Here is a 23,578-nt window from a genome sequence, read left to right as displayed (position 1 = left end):
ATTTGAAAGTGATTTTGATCATTTGTTAAGACGGAAAGATAAATTAAAAGAATAACCTGAGTTGTCTCATATCGCACCATTCAGGTGCGCGGATTGAAACTAAAGCTGATAGGTTATCAGTATGACAAAATCCGCCTCCCTTTGGGGAGGCGTGGATTAATAAAACCAAAAGGAGCATAAAAATGGCTAATCGGATAAGGTTACACATCTGGGGCGACTATGCTTGTTTTACTCGTCCTGAAATGAAAGTTGAGCGGGTGTCTTATGATGTAATAACCCCTTCGGCTGCTCGCGGGATTCTTAGTGCGATTCACTGGAAGCCGGCGATTAATTGGGTGATCGATAAGATCTATGTACTAAAACCGATACGCTTTGAATCGGTTCGGCGCAATGAACTTGGAGCTAAGATTTCCGAGTCAAAAATCAGTGGGGCGATGAAGCGTAAAAGCGTGGCGGATTTATACACCGTTATCGAAGATGATCGCCAACAACGTGCGGCAACGGTGTTAAAAGATGTGGCTTATGTGATTGAAGCCCATGCGGTAATGACATCAAAAGCCGGCACGGACGAGAACACCACTAAGCATATCGAAATGTTTAAACGCCGTGCGTTAAAAGGGCAATGTTTTCAACAGCCTTGTATGGGCGTACGTGAGTTTCCGGCGCATTTTGCGTTGATTGACGACAACGACCCATTGCCTTTATCACAACTTTCAGAAAGTGAGTTGAATCGGGATCTTGGCTGGATGTTGCACGATATTGATTTTGAGCACGGCAATACGCCACATTTTTTCCGTGCTGAATTGAAAAACGGCGTGATTGACGTGCCGCCGTTTTATGCCGAGGAGGTGAAAAGATGATTCTCTCTTCTCTCGCACGTTACTATCAGCGATTAGCTAAAGAAACGGATAGTGTTGGCAATCCTAAAGTGCCGTCTTATGGCTTTAGTGAAGAAAAAATCGGTTGGGTGCTGGTGATTAACCAAGACGGGCAGTTAGTCGATGTTGTGCCTAACCTAAGTGATGGTAAAAAGCCTCTAGCTAAGTCTATGGTAGTACCGCAATCGTTCAAACGACCAGGTGTTACTCCAAAACCATTTTTTCTATGGGATAAAACCGCTTATGTTTTAGGCGTAGAAAGCAACAAAGATAAAGCCACAGCCAAAGAACAGCCCTTTGTTATCTCACAAAAAACCTTCGAAGCTTTCAAACAATCCCACCTTGAATTATTTAAAGATTCACAAGATCTTGGCTTACAAGCCGTTTGTCGTTTTTTAGAAAAATGGCAGCCGGAACATTTTTCTCAACCGCCTTGCCTCACTGAAATGTTAGACGCCAATCTGGTTTTCAAATTGGATGGCTGTTCAGGCTATATTCATCAGCGCGAAGCGGCGCAAACTTTATGGGCGGATCTTTTAAAAGATGATAATGCGGAGCAAGGTATCTGTTTAATCAGCGGTGCCAATGCGCCGATAGCACGTTTGCACCCTGCGATTAAAGGAGTATTCGGCGGGCAAAGTTCGGGCGGTTCGATTATCTCTTTTAATAAAGAATCTTTTGCTTCCTTCGGTAAAGAACAAGGCTCAAATGCACCGGTTTCTGAAGCTTCTGCCTTTGCTTATACCACAACTTTAAACTACTTGTTGCGTGAAAAAGCTCACCGTTTAAGTATTGGTGACACCAGCACGGTTTTTTGGGCGGAGGCGGATAACAGTGCCAATGCCGAAGCTGCTGTAGGTTTTTTGGCAAGTGTGTTTGCCCCGCCCGATGATGAGCAGGAATCTAAAAAAGTATTCTATATTTTAGAACAAATCGCCAAAGGACGGCCTTTGCAGGAAGTTGCGCCCGAGCTTTCGCCCGATACCCGCTTTTATATCTTAGGCTTGGCGCCGAACGCTGCGCGGATTTCGGTTCGCTTTTGGCTAGATACCACTTTCGGGCAGTTGGCGGACAATATGGCAAGGTATTGGCGGGATTTACATATTGAACCACCTGCATGGCGTGGGAAACCACCTGCTATTTTGCGGATTCTGCTGGAAACTACACCAAAACGGAAAGGCGCTGATGGTCGTCTGAAAAAGTCAGAAAGCAAAGATATTCCTCCGCAACTGGCAGGCGAGTATATGCGCTCGATTTTAACAGGCAGAGCGTATCCCAAAACCATGTTGACACGAATGATTGGGCGTATCCGTTCCGACGGATATATTTCAGGACTGCGTGTTGCCGTGATTAAAGCAGTGATTAATCGTAACAGCTTATACAAAGAGGAGCTTACTATGGGTCTCAATGAAGAAACCAAAGACATTCCCTATCGCTTAGGACGTTTATTTGCCATTATCGAATTGGCACAATCATCAGCTCTAGGCGAACTGAACGCAGGGGTAAGGGACAAATTTTATGGCGGTGCCTCAAGTTCGCCACATAGCACTTTCCCTATTTTATTGGATAATTACCGTACGCATATTGCTGGCTTAAGAAAAGGCAAAAAAGCAAAGTGGGTAAAGGGAGATTCAAAAAAATTGGCGAACTGGCTTGAAGCTAAAGTTGGTGAGATTGTAGGGGTTTTTGATGCAGAAACACCATTCCCACGCCATCTATCTTTAGAAGAGCAAGGCCGTTTTGTAGTGGGGTATTACCATCAAAGATTCAAAAAATACAACAAGCAAGAAGATAGCAACATCCCCGATGATATTGAACAAGCTAATCACTTGACCGACGATGTAAACGCAGAAGATGAAGAAAACTAAGGAGCTAATTATGTCTATTCAAAACCGCTATGAATTTGTCTATTTTTTTGATGTTACCAACGGTAATCCCAACGGCGACCCCGATGCCGGCAATATGCCTCGCCTTGATCCCGAATCAAGTAAAGGCTTAGTCACCGATGTATGCTTAAAGCGCAAAATCCGCAATTTTGTGGATATGACTTCATCAGGTCAGGCTGGCTATGAGATTTTTGTTAGAGAGAACAGTGTATTAAATCTTCAGATTGAGAGAGCTTATACTGAAAGTGAAGAAGTCATTGAAAACCTCAAAGCTTGGAAAGAGTACGAAAAAAACAAAAAGAAAAAAAATAAGAATAATAGCGAAGAAGGCATTTCAAAGCCGAAACGCCATTATGAAGATATTGCGCAAGATTGGATGTGCGAGAACTTCTTTGATGTGCGTACCTTTGGGGCAGTAATGAGTACAGGCAAAGAAAAAGAAGAGACAGATAGCGACGGAGAGAAAAGTAAAATTGCCAAAAGGGCGGGACAGGTTCGTGGTCCTGTGCAGTTAGCATTTGCTCAATCTATTGATCCTATTGTGCCATTGGAATTAAGTATTACTCGAGTGGCAGTAACTTCTGAAGCAGAAAAAGAAGAGGGTAAAGATACTATGATGGGACGCAAATACATTGTGCCTTACGCTCTCTACCGCGTACACGGTTTTATCTCCGCAAATCTTGCGGCAAAAACCGGTTTTTCAGAAGAAGATCTACAAAAATTATGGCAAGCCTTGCAGTTAATGTTTGAGCACGATCGCTCGGCGGCTCGCGGGGAAATGGCGGCACGTAAACTGATTGTGTTTAAACACGATAGTGCGTTGGGCAGCGTACCTGCACATAAATTATTTGATTCGGTTAAGGTTGAACGCATAAATGGTGAATCCGGCACACCGGCAACCGGCTTTGCGGATTATCAAATTTCGATTGAAAAAGATAAATTCAATGGTATTACTGTAGAAGAGTTGCTTTAACAATTTGCAAATTTTCTCTAGAAACCGACCGCTTGTAACTGAATAAGGAGGCGGATATGCGGATAATTTCTCTTTCGGCTTTGCAACATTATGCGTTTTGCCCGCGTCAGTGTGCGTTAATTCATAATGAGCAACTTTGGGCGGAAAATTTTTTAACCGCCCAAGGCAATGCTTTGCATGAACGAGTGGATTCCGGCGAACCGGAAACCCGCAAAGGCGTACGCTTTGAGCGAAGTGTTCACGTATCCGCCGAGCAGTTAGGCATTAGCGGTATTTTGGATATGGTGGAGTGTGAAATACAAACTGGCAAGTTAAAACCGGTGGAATATAAACGTGGTAAACCAAAACCGAAGCTTTCCGATGAAATCCAACTCTGTGCCCAAGCCTTATGTTTGGAGGAAATGACAGGTAAAAAGGTAGAGGAAGGTGCATTATGGTATATGCAAACTCGCCACCGCCATCCTGTTATTTTCTCTACGGAATTGCGCGAAAAAACCTTGCAAGTGATTAATGAAGTTAAAACCTTGCTGGAGAGCGGCATAACCCCGCCACCGAATTATTCTAAAAGCTGCAAGGCTTGCTCATTGGTTGATCTTTGCCAGCCGAAGTTGTTGGAAAGGGATAAATCGGGGAAATATGTGGTGGGGTTGTTTAATGAACAGAAGAATTAAACAATACAGATTGCTAATAATAAAGAGACAAAAATGAAGAATAAATCCCAAAGTGAACTGTCCACTACCCGCTCTTCGGCGGCGGAGTATCTGACCTTTGTGGCGGCAACGGGCGGTTCGGCACAGTCGATGGAAATGCGTTATGAAAATGAAAATATCTGGTTGACACAGAAGATGATGGCAACACTGTATGACGTGTCTGTGCCTGCTATTAATCAGCATCTGAAACGGATTTTTGATGATGGTGAGCTATTGCCCGAGGCAGTTATTAAGGATTACTTAATAACTGCGGATGACGGTAAGCAGTACCGCACCAAGCACTATAATTTGCAAGCCATTGTTGCCGTGGGATTTAAAATCAATAATGCGCGGGCGGTGCAGTTTCGCAAATGGGCAGGACAGATTGTGAAGGACTACACCATCCAAGGCTGGACGATGGATGTGGATCGGTTGAAAAAAGGCCATATGTTCACGGATGAATATTTTGAGCGGCAGTTGGAATATATTCGTGAAATCCGCCTTTCCGAACGTAAGTTTTATCAAAAAGTAACCGATTTGTATGCCACAGCCTTTGATTATGATGAGCATGCTTCCACTACACGTGATTTTTTTGCGTTGGTGCAAAACAAGCTGCATTGGGCGGTGCACCGTCATACCGCTGCAGAACTGATTGTCGCGCGCGCCAATGCCGATAAACAGCATATGGGCTTAACACATTGGGAATCCGCGCCGCATGGAAAAATTATCCGTTCCGATGTTGCGGTTGCCAAAAATTATCTCAATCCGCAAGAGCTGGATTATCTGGAACGTATTGTGTCGCTTTATCTGGATTTTGCCGAGCTTCAGGCGATGCGGAAAATTCCGATGTCCATGCAGGATTGGGCAAAACGGCTGGACGGTTTTCTTGAGTTTAACGGCAATGAAATATTGACCGGTCCGGGAAAAATTTCACACGAACAGGCAAAGTTACACGCGGAAACCGAATTTGAAAAATACCGTATTGTGCAGGACAGGCTATTTGAAAGCGATTTCGATCGTCTGTTGAAAAAATCGGAAGAGAATTAAAAAGTGCGGTCAAATTTTACGGAGTTTTTCAACCATGCGAAAACTACAAAACACCCTCTATATCACTACCCAAGGTAGCTACTTACATAAAGAACGAGAAACCTTGGTGGTGGAGCAAGATAGAAAGAAAGTGGCTCAATTACCGGTGCATTCTATCGGGCATATTTTCTGTTTTGGGAATGTGTTAGTGTCGCCGTTTTTAATGGGGTTTTGTGGTGAAAATAACGTTAATCTGGCTTTTTTCACTGAAACAGGGCGTTATTTAGGGCGGTTGCAAGGTCGGCAAAGTGGTAATGTGCTATTGCGCCGCGCTCAATATCGTATTTCCGAACAAAATCCTATCCCTATCGCACGTAATATCATCGCGGCAAAAATCCAGTCGGCTAAACGGGTGTTGCAGCGTCGTTTACGTAATCACGGTGAACATGAGGAAGTACAGGCAGCCGTTATGGCACTGAATTTCAGTTTGCAGCAGTTAAAACGAGCAGAAAATCTGGATTTAATTCGTGGTATTGAAGGCGATGCCGCTGCCCGCTATTTCGGTGTGTTTCAACATTTGCTGGCGGAAAAAAACGGTTTTGGTTTTGACGGCCGCAACCGCCGCCCACCGCGCGATGGCGTGAATGCGTTATTGTCATTTTTATACAGCATTTTAGGCAAAGACATCAGTGGTGCGCTGCAAGGTGTGGGCTTGGATCCGCAAGTAGGTTTTCTACACGCCGATCGTCCCGGTCGAGATAGTCTGGCGCAAGACCTCCTCGAAGAATTTCGTGCCTGGTGGGTGGACAGAATGGTACTATCGCTGATTAACCGAGGTCAAATTAAGCCGCAGGATTTTGTTACCGAAGTCGGCGGTGCGGTGAATATGAAGCCTGAAGCGCGCAGGCTGTTGTTTCAAAGTTTGCAGGCGAAAAAACAGGAAAAAATCGTCCATCCGTTTTTGCAGGAAGAAGTGGAAATCGGTCTTTTGCCTTATATTCAGGCGATGCTGCTAGCGCGCCATTTACGCGGCGATTTAGCTGAATATCCGCCGTTTTTAATGCGCTAAGTTTGTTCTTTAACAATTTGGATTTCTTAAATTTGTTCCGCACTTTAATTTGATTTCTCATCAAAGTGCGGTCATTTTTTTATAAATTTTCTAAGGAGAAAACCTTATGATGATTTTAATTACATATGATGTGTCATTAGAAAATGAAGGCGGAGAACGTCGATTACGTCATATTGCAAAGCATTGTTTAGATTACGGAATACGCGTACAATACTCTGTGTTTGAGTGTGAAGTGACACCCGCGCAATGGGTCGAATTAAAAGATAAGTTACTTAATACCTACGACAAAGAAACCGATAGTTTACGTTTTTACCAACTTGGAAGTAAATGGAAACATCGAGTCGAACATTACGGAGCAAAACGTGCCATTGATATGTTTAGAGATATTTTAATTATCTAAACACGTTCGCTAACCAGTAGTTCTCATCAATTCCCTAGTTTATTAGCGCATTTATTTTTTCTTATATTTTTAATCAGTTAGAAAATAACTATATTTCTTGCTATACTTTAAGCCGTTATATTCAGCCTGGTTAGCGAAATGGCTATTTTCAAGCTAGATATAATGAGCCTTCCTAGTTAAGGCTCTCCGCTCTCACACGAGAGCGTGAATTGAAACAAATTAATTTTGATAATCAGTTGGAAAAATTAGCTCCGCTCTCACACGAGAGCGTGAATTGAAACACCACAGCAAGATGCGCTTTGACATAGTCAATGCCTCCGCTCTCACACGAGAGCGTGAATTGAAACCCGCGCCTGTCGCTTTAGGTCGTGGCGTGTAATTCTCCGCTCTCACACGAGAGCGTGAATTGAAACAACATAATGCGACCAATTGCCATCATTAGAGCAACTCCGCTCTCACACGAGAGCGTGAATTGAAACTTTAATTATTTCACAAGGTGTTGAAACTTATGATGCTCCGCTCTCACACGAGAGCGTGAATTGAAACCACACGCCTAAAAATTTTCCGTGCTCCTTGCAAACTCCGCTCTCACACGAGAGCGTGAATTGAAACCGGCTTGATGGTATTGTCCGTACGGCTCGGCGGCCTCCGCTCTCACACGAGAGCGTGAATTGAAACATCAGCAAAAGTGATAGTGTCGGTAGCCGCTGTTCTCCGCTCTCACACGAGAGCGTGAATTGAAACGCGCTCAAGTAGTTTAGTTGCCGCTTGTTGTAACTCCGCTCTCACACGAGAGCGTGAATTGAAACTCGAGCTTTGCTGGCACAATGATCGGTTTTATCGGGACCTCCGCTCTCACACGAGAGCGTGAATTGAAACGTTTCAAGGCTAATCCGCCAAAGGTGAAAGAAAATCTCCGCTCTCACACGAGAGCGTGAATTGAAACACGCCGATAGTTAAGCGTAGGCGTGTTATGCGATCCTCCGCTCTCACACGAGAGCGTGAATTGAAACATCCGTTCAAGGCATAAAAATCGGCGTCCACAATTCTCCGCTCTCACACGAGAGCGTGAATTGAAACTTCTCGATACTCCCCACCATCCACATTATTTTTCTCCGCTCTCACACGAGAGCGTGAATTGAAACTGCTTTTTGCTTTGTACTGTCGTGATGTAACTTACCTCCGCTCTCACACGAGAGCGTGAATTGAAACTCGACATCCATTCGAAGCTGCTCATCAGCAGAAGCTCCGCTCTCACACGAGAGCGTGAATTGAAACATCCCTCATTTGCCCACAAAAAAGGGGGTCATTTCTCCGCTCTCACACGAGAGCGTGAATTGAAACCGAAATTTGCGGAAATGCGCAAAGTAGCCGCAGCGCTCCGCTCTCACACGAGAGCGTGAATTGAAACACATCCGCTATAGCGGACTCGAATTTCATCGTCCTCTGCTCTTACCCGAGCATAAATGCCCTCTGTAAATTTTGTAATTTTTCGACCGCACTTTTTCGTTCTTACAAAAAGGAAACTAAAATTAGAAACTATAATGACAGAAAACAGGAAAAGTTCTTTGCTCTAACGAAAAAAGCCAGTCAGTGAAAAACTGACTGGCTTTTTTCATTCCATCTTAAAAATGCTGCTAGCCTATTACTTTTGGTAAATATCCGCCTTCAATTAGGAACGGGACGTTCATGATGAGTAAGCCCAGCAATAACGCGATTAATAGGGTTAAGTTTCCACCGATTACTCGATACGGGAGATTCGGATGCAGTTTTCTTGCTCGCCATGCAAGACCGACCGGTAGTACTAAACCGTAGAAAGTGAACATTTGACCGGCATAACCTAACGCGGCAATAAAGCCTTCCGGATAAAATAATGCAAAAGCGAGAGGCGGTAAGAAAGTTAATACGCCTAATGCAAGGCGACCGGCTTTAATGTTGATACGTTTTAATAAATCGTCTAAGCAATCAAATAACGATAAGGAAACGCCCAGGAATGAGGTAACTAAGGCAAGTGTCGAAAATAAACGCACTGAACCGCTGATTAAATTACTTCCCGTCACGTGGTAAGTGGCATCAACCAAACCGTTTAAAGTCGGATCATTATTGATGATCTCGACAAACTTAACCTGAGGGAATACGCCGTGTGTTGCCATTTGCCACAAAATATACGCAACTAACGGAAGCGCCGTACCGCCGATAATCGCCGCACGCAGGCGCTTAATATCGCCGTCTAAGTAATTATTAATACTAGGAATAATTACGTGGAAGCCGAAAGAAGTGAAAAAAACCGGGCTTGCGGAAATAATTAAGAACTCTTTCAGTGGCATCGCCATTAAATTTTCACCTTGAACAAGAGGCAACATCATAGTCAATACAAGCACAAATGCGACGAGTTTAATCATAAACAATAAGCGGGTCAGCCCATCTACCGCACCTGTACTGATAACAATAAAAATCCCTAAAATCACAGTGAATGCAATAATAGAAATCGGTGCGGCATGTTCCCCTAAAAACGGTAAAACACCGGCTAATAACGAACCGCCGCCGGTCACATAAGCCGAAAGAATCGCATACATAAAAATAACAAGCGACAAGGTAGCGAGAACCCGGCCTACCATGCCAAAATATTGTTCGGCAAGGGTGGCGATTCCCGCATCTTTACGCTGTACGGTTTGATACACTTCAACAAAAAGTAATGCGCTGTAAGAAAGCAAAATCCATAATAAAAATAATAGAGCCATGGTGTAAGTAAAACCCATTTCCGCAGAAGTCAGCGGCATGGCTAGCATACCGGCGCCAATTGTCGTTCCCGCTACAAGTAAAGCGCTCCCAAAGGTTTTATTTTTCATCTTAAATTTCCTGTTTAAAGTTAAAATAATGTGCAGCATTCTAACTTGTATTTTTATTAATGTAATTATTTTTTTACGGTGTTTTGAAAAATTTACAATAATTAGATTAAAGTCTGTTCAGATCTTATTGCAATAATGCGGAATAATACTGAAAAAAGGGAATTTCTATGTTAGAATCGCCAACTAATTTATCCCGTCCATTTTAATAGGAAAGAATATGAAAGTATTAGAAGGTGGTTTGGCAGCGCCAAATGCAAAAGTTGCCGTTGTTGTCGCTCGTTTTAACAGTTTTATTAATGATAGTTTAGTAGAAGGCGCCGTTGATGCGCTAAAACGTATTGGCCAGGTAAAAGATGAGAATATTACACTGGTACGCGTACCGGGCGCTTACGAATTACCATTAGCGGTTCGCCGTTTAGCGGACAGCAAAAAATATGACGCCATCGTAGCGTTAGGTACGGTTATTCGCGGTGGTACAGCGCATTTTGAATATGTCGCCGGCGGTGCAAGCAACGGTATCGGTCATGTTTCGTTAGAATCAAACGTTCCGGTTGCTTTCGGCGTTTTAACTACTGAAAACATTGAGCAAGCAATTGATCGTGCCGGCACAAAATCCGGTAATAAAGGGGCTGAAGCGGCATTAGTTGCGCTGGAAATGGTTAATTTATTAGCTCAAATCAACGCATAAGAGACAGTTATGACAGAACAAATAAAAAAACGTCCGTCACCACGTCGTCGTGCGAGAGAATGTGCGGTTCAAGCCTTATATTCTTTTCAGATTTCGCAAAATCCGGTAGAAACCGTTGAGTTATCTTTCGTTACCGATCAGGATATGAAAGGTGTGGATATGCCTTATTTCCGCAAACTTTTCCGTCAAACCGTTGAAAATATTCCAAGTGTTGACAGTACAATGGCACCTTATTTGGATCGTAGTGCGGATGAATTAGATCCTATTGAAAAAGCAATCTTACGTTTATCGGTTTACGAATTAAAATATGAATTGGACGTGCCTTACAAAGTAGTGATTAATGAAGCCATTGAAGTGGCAAAAACCTTCGGTGCGGAAGATAGCCATAAATATATCAATGGCGTATTAGATAAAATCGCGCCGGCGTTAGCACGCAAATAACATAATCTATTCGGGGAATTTCCATGGCTGAAGGTGAATTTGATCTTATTAATCGATATTTCGCTTTATCTAAACAAATTCCCCGGCAAGATGTTATCCTCTCTATTGGTGATGACTGCGCTATCACTCAGCTGAAAGCTGATCAACGTTTAGCCGTCACCACCGATACCATGGTTGAAAATTCTCATTTTTATCCGACTATTCCTCCTCGCGCATTAGGTTATAAAGCCGTCGCCACAAATTTAAGCGATCTTGCCGCCATGGGAGCGACGCCTGCCTGGATTTCTCTTGCACTCACCTTACCTAAAACGGATTCTCATTGGTTGAACGAATTTAGCAAAGGCATGTTTGAGATCCTAAACCGCTATGATGTGACATTAATCGGCGGCGATACCACAAAAGGGGAAATTCCGACCGTTACCATTACCGCACAAGGTCTTCTCGGCGATTATGCCCTTTGCCGTCATCAAGCGAAGATCGGCGACTGGATTTATGTTTCCGGTACTTTAGGTGATGCGCTAGCCGGTTTTTATCTGAACCGGGATATTTATGAAGGCAAAAAAAGTGCGGTCGGTTTTGACGAAGATTTTTTTATTCAGCGTAATCTTTACCCCATTCCTCGCATTGAGTTTGGGAAAACCTTAGCGAAATATCGTCTTGCCAACGCGGCGTTAGATATTTCCGACGGCTTTATGGGCGATTTAATGCATATTCTTGAACGTAGCCAAGTCAGTGCGGTGGTAAATTTAGAAGATTTGCCCCTGTCACCGCAATTAAGCGCTTATTACGGGCGAGAAAAAGCCGAACTCATGGCGCTACAAGGCGGTGAAGATTACGAACTTTGTTTTACGGTCAGCGATGAAAATAAAACAAAATTAGATCAATATCTTGCCCCCTTAAATGTGCCTTATACTTGTGTCGGACAAATTTGTGCGGCAGAGGATAATCCGGTCATTCGCTTGCAACGTTATAAGCAAGAGGTTAACCTATCGATACATAGCTTTGATCATTTCAAATAGGACATTATTTTGATGGCTCATTCATCCTCTACAACAAATCCGTTAGATAAGCTGAGTTTACGCAATCCCGTTCATTTACTTGCTTTAGGATTCGGTTCGGGCCTTATTCGCCCGGCTCCCGGTACTTGGGGAAGCCTTGCGGCAATCATTATCGGCGCGCCGATTTTACATTGGATTGGTACCGTTCCCTTTTTGGTTTTAATTCTTCTCGGTTTCGCGCTGGGGGTTTATTTGTGTCAAAAAACCGCCGATGATATGGGCGTACATGATCACGGCGCTATCGTATGGGATGAATTTATCGGTATTTTCATCACTCTGTTAGCTATCCCGCAAATCAGCTTATTTTGGTGTATTGCCGCTTTTGTTTTATTTCGTATTTTCGACATCATAAAGCCCTACCCTATCAGTTATTTTGATAAAAGGCTGGAAAGCGGCTTCGGCATTATGGTTGATGACGTGCTGGCGGCGGTTTATGCGGCTATTTCATTATTCCTTCTTCACTATATTATTTAAGTAGTCTTTCATGCTGAATCTTATTATTGTTCATTTTTTCGGATTGGTTACTCCGGGGCCCGATTTCTTTTATGTTAGCCGTATGGCGGCAAGCAATTCCCGCCGTAACGTTATTTGCGGTATTATAGGCATTACTTTAGGTGTCGCTTTCTGGGCGGCCTCGGCAATGTTGGGGTTAGCGATTTTATTCACCACTATGCCGGTTTTACACGGCGTTATTATGTTGCTTGGCGGCGGTTATTTGGCTTATTTAGGCTTGTTAATGGTAAGAAGTCGCACAAATGCAACCTTTGCTCCTCTTTCGGCGGAAGAATTAAATAAAACGACTACCGTTAAAAAAGAGATCATGAAAGGATTATTTGTTAATCTCTCTAACGCAAAAGCTATTATTTATTTTGCCAGCGTGATGTCGTTGATTTTAGTCCATATCACCCAGGTCTGGCAGATGTTGCTGGCTTTTGCCATTATTCTGGTTGAAACTTTTATTTATTTTTATTTAATTTCGGTCTTGTTTTCCCGACCTTTCGCAAAAAAATTCTATAGCAGATATAGTCGTTATATTGATAATGTAGCTGGTATAATCTTTTTGATTTTTGGTATGATTCTCGCTTATACAGGCGTTATGGAAATGATGGGCTGAGACAACACAAATTTATTCAATAATTTATTAGATAATAAGGACAAAACATGACATTAAAACTTGCAATCGTTGGCGCGGGCGGACGTATGGGACGTCAGCTTATTCAGGCCGTTCAAGCAGCGGAAGGCGTGGAATTAGGCGCCGCATTTGAGCGTAAAGGTTCTTCCTTAATCGGTGCCGATGCAGGCGAATTAGCGGGACTCGGCGAATTAGGTATTAAAGTTGCCGAAGATCTTACCGCCGAAAAAGATAAATTCGATATTATTATCGATTTCACCCGTCCGGAAGGATCTCTAGAACATATTAAATTTTGTGTCGCCAATAATAAAAAATTGATTTTAGGCACGACCGGGTTTGATGATGCGGGCAAACAGGCTATCGGCAAAGCCGCTGAAAAAACGGCTATTGTTTTTGCCTCTAATTATAGTGTCGGCGTCAATCTCGTTTTCAAACTGTTGGAAAAAGCCGCCAAAGTGATGGGTGATTACAGTGACATTGAAATTATTGAAGCCCACCACCGTCATAAAGTAGATGCGCCGTCCGGCACGGCGCTTTCAATGGGCGAACATATTGCCAAAACCCTCGGCCGTGATTTAAAAGTAAACGGAGTTTTCTCACGCGAAGGCATCACCGGCGAACGCAAACGAACCGATATCGGCTTTTCAACTATTCGCGCAGCCGACGTTGTGGGCGAACATACCGTTTGGTTTGCCGATATCGGCGAAAGAGTGGAGATTTCCCATAAAGCATCAAGCCGTATGACATTCGCCAACGGCGCCGTGCGTGCGGCTAAATGGCTGGCGAATAAACAAATCGGTCTGTTCGACATGACCGATGTGCTGGATCTGAATAATCTTTAATTTCTATGATGTTAAAAGAGCCTTTAAAGGCTCTTTTTTATTCCTTGATAAAAAGTGCGGTCAAAAAATAGTGATTTTTGAATCCGCAATATCAACGCTTAGAAAAACGACCATTTGTAATAGATTATAAATAATTTTTTACGGATTTTATAAATTAATGAACATAATTTAGTCAAAAAATTAAAGAGTTTTCACCTAAATCAACAAAATCATATAAATTATTTTATTACCCTTTAGAGTTATGCTAGTTTTGTATCGCTACAGGAATCGTAGAAAAATTGCATGAAATAAAAATTTCATCAGTTTTATAATAATAGGTAAGGAATATCTTGAGGTATTCCTTTTTGTTTTAAGTACAGAGAAGAAATCATTATGAATATTCAAACGTCAGCACCAAAAGTTGAAGTAAGACTCGGCTTCAAGCTGCAAGGTTTGTTAATTGCAGTCCTTGTGGGAATTGCCATTTTGTTAATTCCTACACCGGAAGGATTATCGACTAAAGCTTGGGGTATGTTTGCCTTATTTGTGGCGACCATTGTGGCTATTATTGCCAAAGCAATGCCTATGGGCGCGGCAACATTAGTCGCCTTAGTCATCAGCGGATTAAGCGGACTCACGCCGCTATCGCCGGCTAAAGGCGAAGTAGGTATGTTATCCGGTTTTTCCAACGGCACAATCTGGCTAATCGCAATTGCCATGTTTTTATCCCGAGCCGTTATCAAAACCGGTTTAGGTAAACGTATAGCCCTCTACTTCGTCGCCCGTTTCGGCAAAAGAATGATGGGGGTGGCTTATGGTATCGCCCTGGCCGATGTCGTGATCGGCCCGGGTATTCCTTCCGCTTCGGCTCGCGGCGGCGGTATTATGTACCCGATTATGCAATCCATTGCAGATGCCTACAACTCCAAACCGGGACCGACCGCAAGACGTGCCGGCGCATTCCTGGCCATTGCCGTTTCGCAAATCGATACTATTGTTTGTACCATGTTCTTAACCGCCATGGCTGGCAACCCGTTAATTGCCGAATTAGCCAAATCACAAGGTGTTGAAATTACCTGGATGACCTGGTTTTTAGGTGCTATCGTTCCCGGTATCGTGAGCCTGATTTTATTACCTTATTTCGTTTATCTCATTTATCCGCCGGAATTGAAAGATACGCCGAAAATGGCAGAAATGGCAAAAGAAGAACTAAACAGCATGGGGAAAATGAGCCAAGCCGAATGGATCCTTGCGTTAGACTTCATCTTGTTATTGCTATTATGGACGGTAGGTGACCTGGTTTTCCATATTCCCGCCACCGTTTCCGCCTTTGTCGGTCTGGTTATCTTATTATTAACCAATATTATGAGCTGGAAAAATATCATCTCGGAAACCGCCGCATGGGATACCATGTTCTGGTTTGCCGTATTGGTGATGATGGCTAACGCATTAAATAAATACGGCACAATTAGCTGGATTTCAACCCATATTGCCGATTCGGTAGGCTCGTTTAGCTGGCCTGTTGCCTTTACGATTTTAGTGCTGGTTTATTTCTATACCCGCTATTTCTTTGCCTCCGCAATGGCGCATATTTCCGCCATGTACCTGGCATTTGTAGCGGCGGCTATCGCTGTGGGTACGCCGCCGATAATCGCAGCAATCGGATTAGGCTACACATCAACATTATCCATGAGCTTAACTCAATATGCCGGCGGTCCCGGCCCCGCATTATATGGTTCGGGTTATAACTCAACCGGTCAATGGTGGGGCGTGAGTTTTGCCGTTTCAATCCTGTCACTTGCCATTTGGTTCAGCGTCGGCGGTGTCTGGATGAAACTTTTAGGCTGGTGGTAATCCGCTAACCAATTAACCAATATCAAAAAAGAAGGCGCTCGATTGAACGCCTTTCTTCACAACTAGGATAGCAATTCTATTTCCAAATCCTCTTCCGCCTGACAACAGCAAAGCAAAATCTCATCAGGGTTTACAAAGGCAAGGGGCAATTCCTTATAGGAAACCCTGCCTTTTTTCAATTTCACCCGACAGGAACCGCAATAACCCGAACGACATTGATATTCGGGTTTTAAGCCTAAAGCTTCCAACTCGGATAACAACGAGGCTTTATTATTGTGACTAAAAGTCAGTTGATAATTTTCGATACGGACTTGATAGATTTTCATGAAAAGTACGATTAAAAAAACACTCGGGTCTGTTTATCTTTTATAAACAAACCCTAAAAAATAAAGTGCGGTAAAAATTTGCAAAATTTCACCGCACTTTTTAATTTAAAGATCGAAATCGCCAAAATCACTGGTATCGACTTTTGAATCGATTTGACCGATTAAATATGAGCTGATTTCAACTTCCTGCGGCGCCACCTGAACATTATCCGATACCAACCAAGCGTTAATCCAAGGAATAGGATTTGAACGCGCCTGGAAAGGCAACGGCAAGCCGACCGCCTGCATACGGATATTGGTGATATATTCCACATATTGCACCAAAATATCTTTGTTCAAGCCGATCATTGAACCGTCTTTGAATAAATAATCCGCCCAGGCTTTTTCCTGTTCCGCCGCAGCTAAGAATAAGTCATAAGCTTCCTGTTTACATTCTTCGGCAATTTCCGCCATTTCCGGGTCATCCTGACCAGCAGCCATAATATTCAGAATATGCTGAGTTCCGGTTAAATGTAAGGCTTCATCACGGGCAATAAATTTAATGATTTTTGCATTGCCTTCCATTAATTGACGTTCCGCAAAAGCGAACGAACAGGCAAAAGACACGTAAAAACGGATTGCTTCCAGGGCATTCACGCTCATTAAGCAAAGATAAAGTTGCTTTTTCAAGTTACGCAACGTCACTTTACATTCTTTACCTTCTACTTTATAGGTACCTTCACCGAACAGGTTATAAAGCTGACTGTCACGGATTAAGTCGTCATAATAAGCCGAAATATCTTTCGCACGCTTAATAATTTCTTCGTTGGTAACGATATCGTCAAATACAACGGACGGATCGTTCACGATATTGCGAATAATATGCGTGTAAGAACGGCTGTGAATGGTTTCACTAAACGTCCAGGTTTCAATCCAGGTTTCTAATTCGGGAATTGATACTAACGGTAATAACGCCACATTCGGACTGCGGCCTTGAATCGAATCCAATAAGGTTTGATATTTTAAGTTACTGATAAAAATATGTTTTTCATGTTCCGGCAGTGCTGCGTAATCAATACGATCCTGGGCAACATCCACCTCTTCCGGGCGCCAGAAAAATGAAAGTTGTTTTTCTATAAGTTTTTCAAATGTTTCATATTTTTGTTGATCATAACGTGAAACATTCACGTTTTGGCCAAAGAACATCGGCTCTTTTAGTTGATCGTTTTTATTTTGGGAGAAAGTGGTGTATGCCATGTTACCTCACTGGGGGAAATTTAAATTGTGCGTCGTATTCTACCTGAAGTTAAGCCAAAATCTAAGTGATTTTTGTTTTTGAAAATGACTCTTTAACCCGACTCAAACAAAAAATCAGCCAAAATCCACCGCACTTTTATTATTAAATATCGATAAAAAAGCCAAGATTATTATCTCTTGGCTTTCGCAAATAGGTAAAAAGATCAACTTACTTTAGTTTGCTTTTACCGCTTCGACAATTTCTTCAGCGGATTTACGGGCTAATTCGGCATCCGAACATTCCACCATAACCCGAATTAGAGGTTCCGTACCGGATTTACGTAATAAGATCCGACCTTTTCCGGCTAAACGTTTTTCCACTTCCGCCGCCACGGCTTTCACCGCATCGCTTTCTAACGGATTCGCTCCGCCGCTAAAACGCACATTAATCAAGACCTGCGGAAATAATTTTACTGCGCTCGCCAATTCATTTAATGACAATTTATGTTGCGCCATAGCGGTCAGAACCGCTAATGAGGCGATAATGCCGTCACCGGTAGTATTTTTATCCGCAATAATAATATGCCCGGAGTTTTCACCGCCTAATTTCCAATCGTTTTCAACCATTTTTTCCAGCACATAACGATCACCGACATTCGCGCGAATAAACGGAATACCTAGCGTTTTAAGGGAAATTTCCAGGCTCATGTTACTCATTAATGTGCCCACAACACCGCCTTTTAATTTACCGGCACGTAAGTCTTCTCGAGCGATAATAAATAAAATCTGGTCGCCGTCTACCACATTTCCTAAATGATCCACCATCATAATGCGGTCACCGTCACCGTCATAAGCAAGACCAACATCCGCTTTGGTTTCCAGCACTTTTGCTTTTAATGCTTTTATATCGGTTGCGCCGCATTTTTCATTGATATTCATACCATTTGGCGAAGTACCGATTTCAATCACTTCGGCACCCAGCTCACGCATAACATTCGGTGCGATGTGGTAAGTTGCGCCGTTAGCACAGTCCACCACGATTTTATAACCGGATAAACTTAATTCGGTCGGGAAAGTACCTTTACAGAACTCAATATAACGTCCCGCCGCATCTTTAATACGACTCGCACGCCCTAATTCCGCCGATTCCACGCAATCAATAGGTTGTTCTAGCATAGCTTCGATTGCTTCTTCGATTTCATCGGGTAATTTTGTACCTTGTGCGGAAAAGAATTTAATACCGTTATCATAATAAGGATTATGCGATGCGGAAATCACAATACCCGCTTCCGCCCGGAATGTGCGGGTTAAATAAGCCACTGCGGGAGTCGGCATCGGACCGATAAATGCGGCGGACAACCCTGCTGCGGCTAAACCGGCTTCAAGTGCCGATTCCAGCATATAGCCCGAAATTCGGGTATCTTTGCCGATTAATACTTGGCGGGAACCTTGTGAAGCAAGGACCTTACCTGCCGCCCACCCCAGTTTTAATGCGAAATCCGGAGTAATAGGAAAAGTTCCTACTTTACCTCGCACACCGTCAGTACCAAAATATTTACGTTCTGCCATTTTTAATTCCTTTATCCTTCTGTATTTAAGTTTAATTAAGCCTGTAAAGTTGCTTGCCAGATTTTGAGCGCATCCATTGTTTCCTCAACATCATGTACGCGTAAAATCGTTGCGCCGTTCATTGCCGCAATAAGCGCCGCTGTAACGCTACCGGTTACTCTCTGTTCCACTGTTTTATCTAACACCGCACCAATCATGGATTTTCGCGATAATCCAGCTAAAACGGGGTACCCTTGTGCTGCAAAAACGGATAGCTGTTGCAACAGCTTATAATTATGCTGAACGGTTTTACCGAAACCGAACCCCATATCCCAAATGATATTTTGCGGATTAATTCCCGCCTGTAAGCAAAGTGCGGTACGATTTTGCAAAAATTCCAACACCTCCGACACCACATTGTCATAATGCGGATTCGTTTGCATTGTTCTAGGTTGCCCCTGCATATGCATAAGACAAACCGGCAATCCTGATTTAACCGCCGTTTCCAGCGCATCAGGCTCTTGCAGGGCGCGGATATCATTAATAATATCCATACCGACTTTCGCACTTTCGCACATTACCTGCGCTTTTGAGGTATCCACGGAAATCCAGCAATCGAAACGTTGACGAACGGCTTCCACCAGCGGAACCACGCGCTCAAGTTCTTGCTCTAATGTAACTTCTTCCGCCATCGGACGCGTGGACTCACCACCGATATCAATAATGGAAGCACCGGCTTTCACCATTTTCTCAACCTGCGCAAGGGCTTTATCCAATTGAAAAAACCGACCGCTATCCGAAAACGAATCCGGCGTAAAATTAAGAATTCCCATTACCTTAGGCATAGACAAATCTAATACTTTATTGTTCGCATAAAGTTTCATTTTTTTATCTCAACAATTGAAAAGTGCGGTCAAAAAACCGGAAATTTTAAACATTTACGAGATTCTCAAAAGAGAAATCCTCACCTTAGTGATGCGGTGTAATTATATGCCAAATATTACAAATAACAAAAAAGCCTTTTTAGTTTTTCACTAAAAAGGCTTTATATTCATACAATTAGTTTACTGAGTTTTCTTCGGTTTCATTTTCCGAAGGCTCCGTTTCAGCCGTATTTGAAGAAGAATTATCCGCACTCGAATGATCTTCCCAACCTGCCGGCGGTGTCACCGCTTCACGATTCATTAATTGCTTAATTTGTATTTCTTCAATGGTTTCGTATTTTACTAACGCATCTTTCATGGCGTGCAAAATATCCATATTATCAATTAGTAACTGTCTTGCGCGATCGTAGTTTCTTGCGACGATCTCACGTACTTCTTCATCAATAATATGCGCCGTTTCATCAGACATATGCTTCGCTTTAGCCATTGAGCGGCCAAGGAATACTTCACCGTCATCTTCGGTATAAAGAATCGGCCCCAGTTTGTCTGAGAAACCCCATTGCGTCACCATATTACGCGCGATATTGGTCGCAACTTTAATATCGTTCGATGCCCCGGTTGAAATATTTTCTTCGCCGTAAATGAGATCTTCCGCTAAACGTCCGGCATAAAGTGTGGATAACTTGCTTTCCAATTGTTTTTGGCTCACACTGATTTGGTCGCCTTCCGGTAAGAAGAAGGTCACGCCCAGCGCCCGGCCGCGAGGAATAATCGTCACTTTGTGAACAGGATCATGCTCAGGCACCAAATAGCCCACAATCGCATGACCGGCTTCGTGATAAGCCGTTGATTCTTTTTGTTTATCCGTCATGATCATAGTGCGGCGTTCCGGCCCCATATTGATCTTATCTTTCGCTTTTTCAAACTCAAGCATTGTCACAACACGTTTATTAGTACGGGCGGCAAACAAGGCGGCTTCATTCACTAAGTTGGCTAAATCCGCACCTGAATAGCCCGGCGTACCGCGCGCAAGAGTCATGGCATCCACATCCGCGCCTATCGGAACTTTACGCATATGTACTTTTAAAATCTGCTCACGACCGCGTACATCCGGCAAACCGACAACAACCTGACGGTCAAAACGACCAGGACGAGTTAATGCCGGGTCCAGTACGTCCGGACGGTTTGTCGCGGCAATAACGATTACCCCTTCGTTACCTTCAAAACCGTCCATTTCAACTAACATTTGGTTGAGGGTTTGTTCGCGTTCATCATGACCGCCGCCAAGCCCTGCACCACGTTGGCGACCTACCGCATCAATCTCGTCAATAAAAATCAAACAAGGTGCGTTTTTCTTGGCCTGTTCGAACATATCGCGCACACGAGAAGCACCGACACCCACGAACATTTCAACGAAGTCAGAACCCGAAATGGTAAAGAAAGGCACTTTCGCTTCACCGGCAATGGCTTTTGCAATTAAGGTTTTACCCGTGCCCGGCGGGCCGACCATTAAAATCCCTTTAGGAATTTTACCGCCCAATTTCTGGAATTTACCGGGATCGCGCAGAAAATCAACGATTTCCCCCACTTCTTCTTTCGCTTCATCGCAACCGGCGACATCGGCAAACGTGGTCTTAATCTGCTCTTTCGTCAACATTTTGGCACGGCTTTTACCAAAGCTCATGGCTTTGCCGCCGCCACCTTGCATTTGACGCATGAAGAATAACCACACGCCGATTAAAAACAGCATCGGGAACCAGGAAATGAGAATTTGCGATAACAATCCGCGTTTTTCCGGCATTGTGCCTTCTACTTTCACTTTTTTGTTAAGCAGATCGTTCAAAATCTTATCGTCATAAATCGGCATAACCGTCGAATATTTTGAGCCGTCCGTTTTAGTGACAAGAATTTCCGTGTCTTCAAAACGGGCTTGGGCAATCTGATTATTTCCGACATCCGTAACGAACGTTGTATAATCTACCGCCGAACCGTTCGCGCTAGAGCTAAAACCTTGGTATGCCGTCATCATTACGACTGCAACAACCACCCAAAGTATTATGTTTTTGACCATATCGTTCAAGGTTTGACCTCGTTGTTTAAGTTAATAAATTGTTATTTAGCTTACTATATTTTCCGTGCTAAACAAAACTATTAATCGCATAATAGGTGTCTATCACTTGAAATTTAACCTGTAAAAAAACTAACCGCGATACCCCGTCGCAACAATGTAAACTTCACGGGAACGATCTCGGGATGCCTCAGGTTTACGCACTTTTACCGTGGTAAACAGCGAGCGGATTTCTCTCAAATATTCATCGAATCCCTCGCCCTGGAAAACTTTAACCACAAAGCTGCCTTTCTTGGCAAGCACTTGCTTGCACATATCCAACGCCAATTCCACAAGATACATGGCTCTTGGAATATCCACCGAAGGCATTCCGCTGAAGTTAGGCGCCATATCCGACATGACGACATCGACCTGATCTTCGCCGACCCGATCCAATAACGCAGCCAATACATTTTCGTCGCGAAAATCGCCCTGCAAAAAATCAACGCCTACGATAGGATCCATGTCTAAAATATCGCAAGCAATAATTCGCCCTTTATCGCCGATTTGCGTCACTACATATTGCGACCAACCGCCCGGCGCCGCACCTAAATCAACAACCGTCATGCCCGGTTTAAACAGGCGGTCCGACTGCTGGATTTCGTCAAGCTTAAAATAGGCGCGAGAGCGCAACTTTTGTTTATGCGCTTTTTGTACGAATGGATCTTTAAAATGTTCATTTAACCAACGGCTTGAACTTGCCGAACGTTTTTTTCCCATAATTCTTATAAATCTTTTGGTATTTCCTGAATATAAGGTTAGAATTCCTCAGTTCAAGTGCTTTAATCAAAAAATCCAATTTTTTGACCGCACTTTTTTCATCATTTTAGGATTAACTATGTCAATTACATTATCAACCAAACAAAAACAATTTCTAAAAGGCCTTGCCCATCATTTAAATCCTGTTGTTATGCTTGGCAACAATGGGTTAACCGAGGGCGTACTGGCGGAAATCGACAACGCCTTGAACCATCACGAACTAATCAAAGTGAAAATTGCAAGTTCCGATCGTGAAACTAAACAGTTAATCATTGATGCAATTATTCGTGAGACTGGCTCCGGCGCCGTACAAACAATCGGTCATATTCTTGTTTTGTATCGCCCGAGTGAAGATATAAAAATTCAATTGCCTAAAAAATAGTCTATGACGCGACTGGCACCTTAAGGTGCCAGTTTTATTTTGTCCGAATACGAATGAAACGTTAAATATAGTTAACTTCAATAATATCGAATTCTACTTTGCCGCCGGGAACGACAATAGAAACTGTTTCGTCCACTTCTTTACCGATTAACCCGCGCGCAATCGGCGAATTTACCGAGATAAGCCCGGATTTTATATCCGCTTCATCATCACCGACGATTTGATAAGTCACTTCGTCATCATTTTCGGTATTTACTAAAACCACGGTTGCACCAAAAATAACTTTACCGTTGTTCGGCAATTTGGTGACGTCGATAATTTGGCAATTTGATAATTTACTTTCAATTTCTTGAATGCGCCCTTCGCAAAAACCCTGTTGTTCACGGGCCGCATGATATTCCGCATTTTCTTTTAAATCGCCGTGTTCACGTGCTTCCGCGATAGCTTTAATAATCTCAGGACGACGGGTTGTTTTTAAGAAGTCTAATTCTTGTTTTAAGAGTTCCGCACCACGTACTGTCATTGGGATTTGCTTCATAATTATCCTTTTTTAAAGTCAAAACAAAACCACGATACGGCAAAGGCAATATCGT

23 protein-coding genes and 1 CRISPR repeat array are annotated in these 23,578 nt (G+C 43.2%); of the genes, 15 read left to right on the top strand and 8 right to left on the bottom strand.

Annotated features, from left to right (window positions below; genetic code table 11):
• The first annotated feature begins 182 nt into the window (after positions 1–182).
• The 7 genes from cas5c to cas2 all read left to right on the top strand — a co-directional run bounded on the left by cas5c (position 183) and on the right by cas2 (position 6,921).
• Entirely contained in the window at positions 183–860 is a 678-nt protein-coding gene (gene cas5c / locus A4G13_RS02700; protein ID WP_090654486.1) for a type I-C CRISPR-associated protein Cas5c, read from the top strand.
• Positions 857–2,746: a type I-C CRISPR-associated protein Cas8c/Csd1 gene (gene cas8c / locus A4G13_RS02695; protein ID WP_090654484.1), complete on the top strand. Its 1,890-nt coding sequence runs from the start codon at positions 857–859 to the stop codon at positions 2,744–2,746. Before cas5c ends, cas8c begins: the two co-directional genes overlap by 4 nt.
• Before the next feature lie 10 nt (positions 2,747–2,756).
• A complete protein-coding gene (gene cas7c, locus A4G13_RS02690) occupies positions 2,757–3,737 on the top strand; it encodes a type I-C CRISPR-associated protein Cas7/Csd2 (protein ID WP_207945322.1) in 981 nt (326 codons plus the stop codon).
• A 56-nt stretch (positions 3,738–3,793) separates the two neighbouring features.
• Positions 3,794–4,408: a CRISPR-associated protein Cas4 gene (cas4, locus tag A4G13_RS02685; protein WP_090654483.1), complete on the top strand. Its 615-nt coding sequence runs from the start codon at positions 3,794–3,796 to the stop codon at positions 4,406–4,408.
• A 33-nt stretch (positions 4,409–4,441) separates the two neighbouring features.
• On the top strand, positions 4,442–5,473 hold the full coding sequence (locus tag A4G13_RS02680; RefSeq protein ID WP_090654481.1) for a virulence RhuM family protein: 1,032 nt from the start codon (positions 4,442–4,444) through the stop codon (positions 5,471–5,473).
• 34 nt (positions 5,474–5,507) lie between these two features.
• Complete coding sequence (cas1c, locus tag A4G13_RS02675) at positions 5,508–6,521, top strand: type I-C CRISPR-associated endonuclease Cas1c (RefSeq protein ID WP_090654477.1); 1,014 nt, start codon at positions 5,508–5,510, stop codon at positions 6,519–6,521.
• Between the two features lie 106 nt (positions 6,522–6,627).
• Complete coding sequence (cas2, locus tag A4G13_RS02670; protein ID WP_011200157.1) at positions 6,628–6,921, top strand: CRISPR-associated endonuclease Cas2; 294 nt, start codon at positions 6,628–6,630, stop codon at positions 6,919–6,921.
• A gap of 184 nt (positions 6,922–7,105) precedes the next feature.
• A CRISPR array of direct repeats spans positions 7,106–8,332; the repeat unit is 32 nt; unit sequence CTCCGCTCTCACACGAGAGCGTGAATTGAAAC.
• Positions 8,333–8,558: 226 nt separating this feature from the next.
• Here cas2 and A4G13_RS02665 read toward each other — a convergent pair.
• On the bottom strand, positions 8,559–9,770 hold the full coding sequence (locus A4G13_RS02665; protein WP_090654475.1) for an aromatic amino acid transport family protein: 1,212 nt from the start codon (positions 9,768–9,770) through the stop codon (positions 8,559–8,561).
• A gap of 217 nt (positions 9,771–9,987) precedes the next feature.
• On the opposite strand from A4G13_RS02665, the gene ribH reads away from it, so the two are divergent.
• The 7 genes from ribH to A4G13_RS02630 all read left to right on the top strand — a co-directional run bounded on the left by ribH (position 9,988) and on the right by A4G13_RS02630 (position 15,764).
• Positions 9,988–10,458, top strand: a complete 471-nt coding sequence (ribH, locus tag A4G13_RS02660) for a 6,7-dimethyl-8-ribityllumazine synthase (RefSeq protein ID WP_011200153.1) — start codon at positions 9,988–9,990, stop codon at positions 10,456–10,458.
• Positions 10,459–10,467: 9 nt separating this feature from the next.
• Entirely contained in the window at positions 10,468–10,899 is a 432-nt protein-coding gene (gene nusB / locus A4G13_RS02655; protein ID WP_090654473.1) for a transcription antitermination factor NusB, read from the top strand.
• Positions 10,900–10,922: 23 nt separating this feature from the next.
• Complete coding sequence (thiL, locus tag A4G13_RS02650; RefSeq protein WP_090654471.1) at positions 10,923–11,918, top strand: thiamine-phosphate kinase; 996 nt, start codon at positions 10,923–10,925, stop codon at positions 11,916–11,918.
• A 12-nt stretch (positions 11,919–11,930) separates the two neighbouring features.
• Positions 11,931–12,431: a phosphatidylglycerophosphatase A family protein gene (locus tag A4G13_RS02645; RefSeq protein ID WP_041639680.1), complete on the top strand. Its 501-nt coding sequence runs from the start codon at positions 11,931–11,933 to the stop codon at positions 12,429–12,431.
• Between the two features lie 10 nt (positions 12,432–12,441).
• Complete coding sequence (locus A4G13_RS02640; RefSeq protein ID WP_011200149.1) at positions 12,442–13,071, top strand: homoserine/threonine efflux transporter; 630 nt, start codon at positions 12,442–12,444, stop codon at positions 13,069–13,071.
• A gap of 47 nt (positions 13,072–13,118) precedes the next feature.
• Positions 13,119–13,931: a 4-hydroxy-tetrahydrodipicolinate reductase gene (dapB, locus tag A4G13_RS02635; RefSeq protein ID WP_090654469.1), complete on the top strand. Its 813-nt coding sequence runs from the start codon at positions 13,119–13,121 to the stop codon at positions 13,929–13,931.
• 372 nt (positions 13,932–14,303) lie between these two features.
• The gene (locus tag A4G13_RS02630) at positions 14,304–15,764 is read left to right on the top strand and encodes a DASS family sodium-coupled anion symporter (RefSeq protein WP_090654467.1); all 1,461 of its coding nucleotides are present in this window, start codon (positions 14,304–14,306) and stop codon (positions 15,762–15,764) included.
• Positions 15,765–15,826: 62 nt separating this feature from the next.
• On the opposite strand, the gene yfaE is transcribed toward A4G13_RS02630, so the two are convergent.
• The 6 genes from yfaE to rlmE all read right to left on the bottom strand — a co-directional run bounded on the left by yfaE (position 15,827) and on the right by rlmE (position 22,564).
• Positions 15,827–16,090, bottom strand: a complete 264-nt coding sequence (gene yfaE, locus A4G13_RS02625; RefSeq protein WP_011200146.1) for a class I ribonucleotide reductase maintenance protein YfaE — start codon at positions 16,088–16,090, stop codon at positions 15,827–15,829.
• 105 nt (positions 16,091–16,195) lie between these two features.
• Entirely contained in the window at positions 16,196–17,326 is a 1,131-nt protein-coding gene (gene nrdB / locus A4G13_RS02620; RefSeq protein WP_011200145.1) for a class Ia ribonucleoside-diphosphate reductase subunit beta, read from the bottom strand.
• 213 nt (positions 17,327–17,539) lie between these two features.
• Positions 17,540–18,874, bottom strand: coding sequence for a phosphoglucosamine mutase (gene glmM / locus A4G13_RS02615; RefSeq protein ID WP_090654466.1), 1,335 nt, complete (start codon positions 18,872–18,874; stop codon positions 17,540–17,542).
• Positions 18,875–18,909: 35 nt separating this feature from the next.
• Positions 18,910–19,737, bottom strand: coding sequence for a dihydropteroate synthase (gene folP / locus A4G13_RS02610; RefSeq protein WP_090654464.1), 828 nt, complete (start codon positions 19,735–19,737; stop codon positions 18,910–18,912).
• A gap of 175 nt (positions 19,738–19,912) precedes the next feature.
• Positions 19,913–21,808 (bottom strand): ATP-dependent zinc metalloprotease FtsH, encoded by a 1,896-nt coding sequence (gene ftsH / locus A4G13_RS02605; RefSeq protein ID WP_041640175.1) that lies wholly within the window; start codon positions 21,806–21,808, stop codon positions 19,913–19,915.
• Between the two features lie 129 nt (positions 21,809–21,937).
• Complete coding sequence (gene rlmE / locus A4G13_RS02600) at positions 21,938–22,564, bottom strand: 23S rRNA (uridine(2552)-2'-O)-methyltransferase RlmE (RefSeq protein WP_011200140.1); 627 nt, start codon at positions 22,562–22,564, stop codon at positions 21,938–21,940.
• A 118-nt stretch (positions 22,565–22,682) separates the two neighbouring features.
• Between rlmE and yhbY the strand changes: the two genes are divergently transcribed.
• A complete protein-coding gene (gene yhbY / locus A4G13_RS02595; RefSeq protein ID WP_090654462.1) occupies positions 22,683–22,985 on the top strand; it encodes a ribosome assembly RNA-binding protein YhbY in 303 nt (100 codons plus the stop codon).
• Positions 22,986–23,046: 61 nt separating this feature from the next.
• Here the strand turns inward: yhbY and greA are convergent, their stop codons facing one another.
• Positions 23,047–23,523, bottom strand: a complete 477-nt coding sequence (greA, locus tag A4G13_RS02590) for a transcription elongation factor GreA (protein WP_011200138.1) — start codon at positions 23,521–23,523, stop codon at positions 23,047–23,049.
• Positions 23,524–23,578 lie beyond the last annotated feature (55 nt).

This window comes from Basfia succiniciproducens (genome assembly GCF_011455875.1).
Taxonomy (GTDB): domain Bacteria; phylum Pseudomonadota; class Gammaproteobacteria; order Enterobacterales; family Pasteurellaceae; genus Basfia; species Basfia succiniciproducens.
This window is presented reverse-complemented; position numbering and strand designations above follow the sequence as displayed.

Bases quoted from the DNA above. Each gene is read 5' to 3' on its own strand.
- cas2 (WP_011200157.1), top strand. From the start codon at position 6,628: ATGATGATTTTAATTACATATGATGTGTCATTAGAAAATGAAGGCGGA.
- cas4 (WP_090654483.1), top strand. From the start codon at position 3,794: ATGCGGATAATTTCTCTTTCGGCTTTGCAACATTATGCGTTTTGCCCG.
- cas7c (WP_207945322.1), top strand. From the start codon at position 2,757: ATGTCTATTCAAAACCGCTATGAATTTGTCTATTTTTTTGATGTTACC.
- cas1c (WP_090654477.1), top strand. From the start codon at position 5,508: ATGCGAAAACTACAAAACACCCTCTATATCACTACCCAAGGTAGCTAC.
- yhbY (WP_090654462.1), top strand. From the start codon at position 22,683: ATGTCAATTACATTATCAACCAAACAAAAACAATTTCTAAAAGGCCTT.
- cas5c (WP_090654486.1), top strand. From the start codon at position 183: ATGGCTAATCGGATAAGGTTACACATCTGGGGCGACTATGCTTGTTTT.
- nusB (WP_090654473.1), top strand. From the start codon at position 10,468: ATGACAGAACAAATAAAAAAACGTCCGTCACCACGTCGTCGTGCGAGA.
- greA (WP_011200138.1), bottom strand. From the start codon at position 23,523: ATGAAGCAAATCCCAATGACAGTACGTGGTGCGGAACTCTTAAAACAA.
- A4G13_RS02645 (WP_041639680.1), top strand. From the start codon at position 11,931: ATGGCTCATTCATCCTCTACAACAAATCCGTTAGATAAGCTGAGTTTA.
- A4G13_RS02665 (WP_090654475.1), bottom strand. From the start codon at position 9,770: ATGAAAAATAAAACCTTTGGGAGCGCTTTACTTGTAGCGGGAACGACA.
- rlmE (WP_011200140.1), bottom strand. From the start codon at position 22,564: ATGGGAAAAAAACGTTCGGCAAGTTCAAGCCGTTGGTTAAATGAACAT.
- A4G13_RS02640 (WP_011200149.1), top strand. From the start codon at position 12,442: ATGCTGAATCTTATTATTGTTCATTTTTTCGGATTGGTTACTCCGGGG.
- ribH (WP_011200153.1), top strand. From the start codon at position 9,988: ATGAAAGTATTAGAAGGTGGTTTGGCAGCGCCAAATGCAAAAGTTGCC.
- A4G13_RS02680 (WP_090654481.1), top strand. From the start codon at position 4,442: ATGAAGAATAAATCCCAAAGTGAACTGTCCACTACCCGCTCTTCGGCG.
- folP (WP_090654464.1), bottom strand. From the start codon at position 19,737: ATGAAACTTTATGCGAACAATAAAGTATTAGATTTGTCTATGCCTAAG.
- nrdB (WP_011200145.1), bottom strand. From the start codon at position 17,326: ATGGCATACACCACTTTCTCCCAAAATAAAAACGATCAACTAAAAGAG.
- glmM (WP_090654466.1), bottom strand. From the start codon at position 18,874: ATGGCAGAACGTAAATATTTTGGTACTGACGGTGTGCGAGGTAAAGTA.
- dapB (WP_090654469.1), top strand. From the start codon at position 13,119: ATGACATTAAAACTTGCAATCGTTGGCGCGGGCGGACGTATGGGACGT.
- yfaE (WP_011200146.1), bottom strand. From the start codon at position 16,090: ATGAAAATCTATCAAGTCCGTATCGAAAATTATCAACTGACTTTTAGT.
- A4G13_RS02630 (WP_090654467.1), top strand. From the start codon at position 14,304: ATGAATATTCAAACGTCAGCACCAAAAGTTGAAGTAAGACTCGGCTTC.
- cas8c (WP_090654484.1), top strand. From the start codon at position 857: ATGATTCTCTCTTCTCTCGCACGTTACTATCAGCGATTAGCTAAAGAA.
- ftsH (WP_041640175.1), bottom strand. From the start codon at position 21,808: ATGGTCAAAAACATAATACTTTGGGTGGTTGTTGCAGTCGTAATGATG.
- thiL (WP_090654471.1), top strand. From the start codon at position 10,923: ATGGCTGAAGGTGAATTTGATCTTATTAATCGATATTTCGCTTTATCT.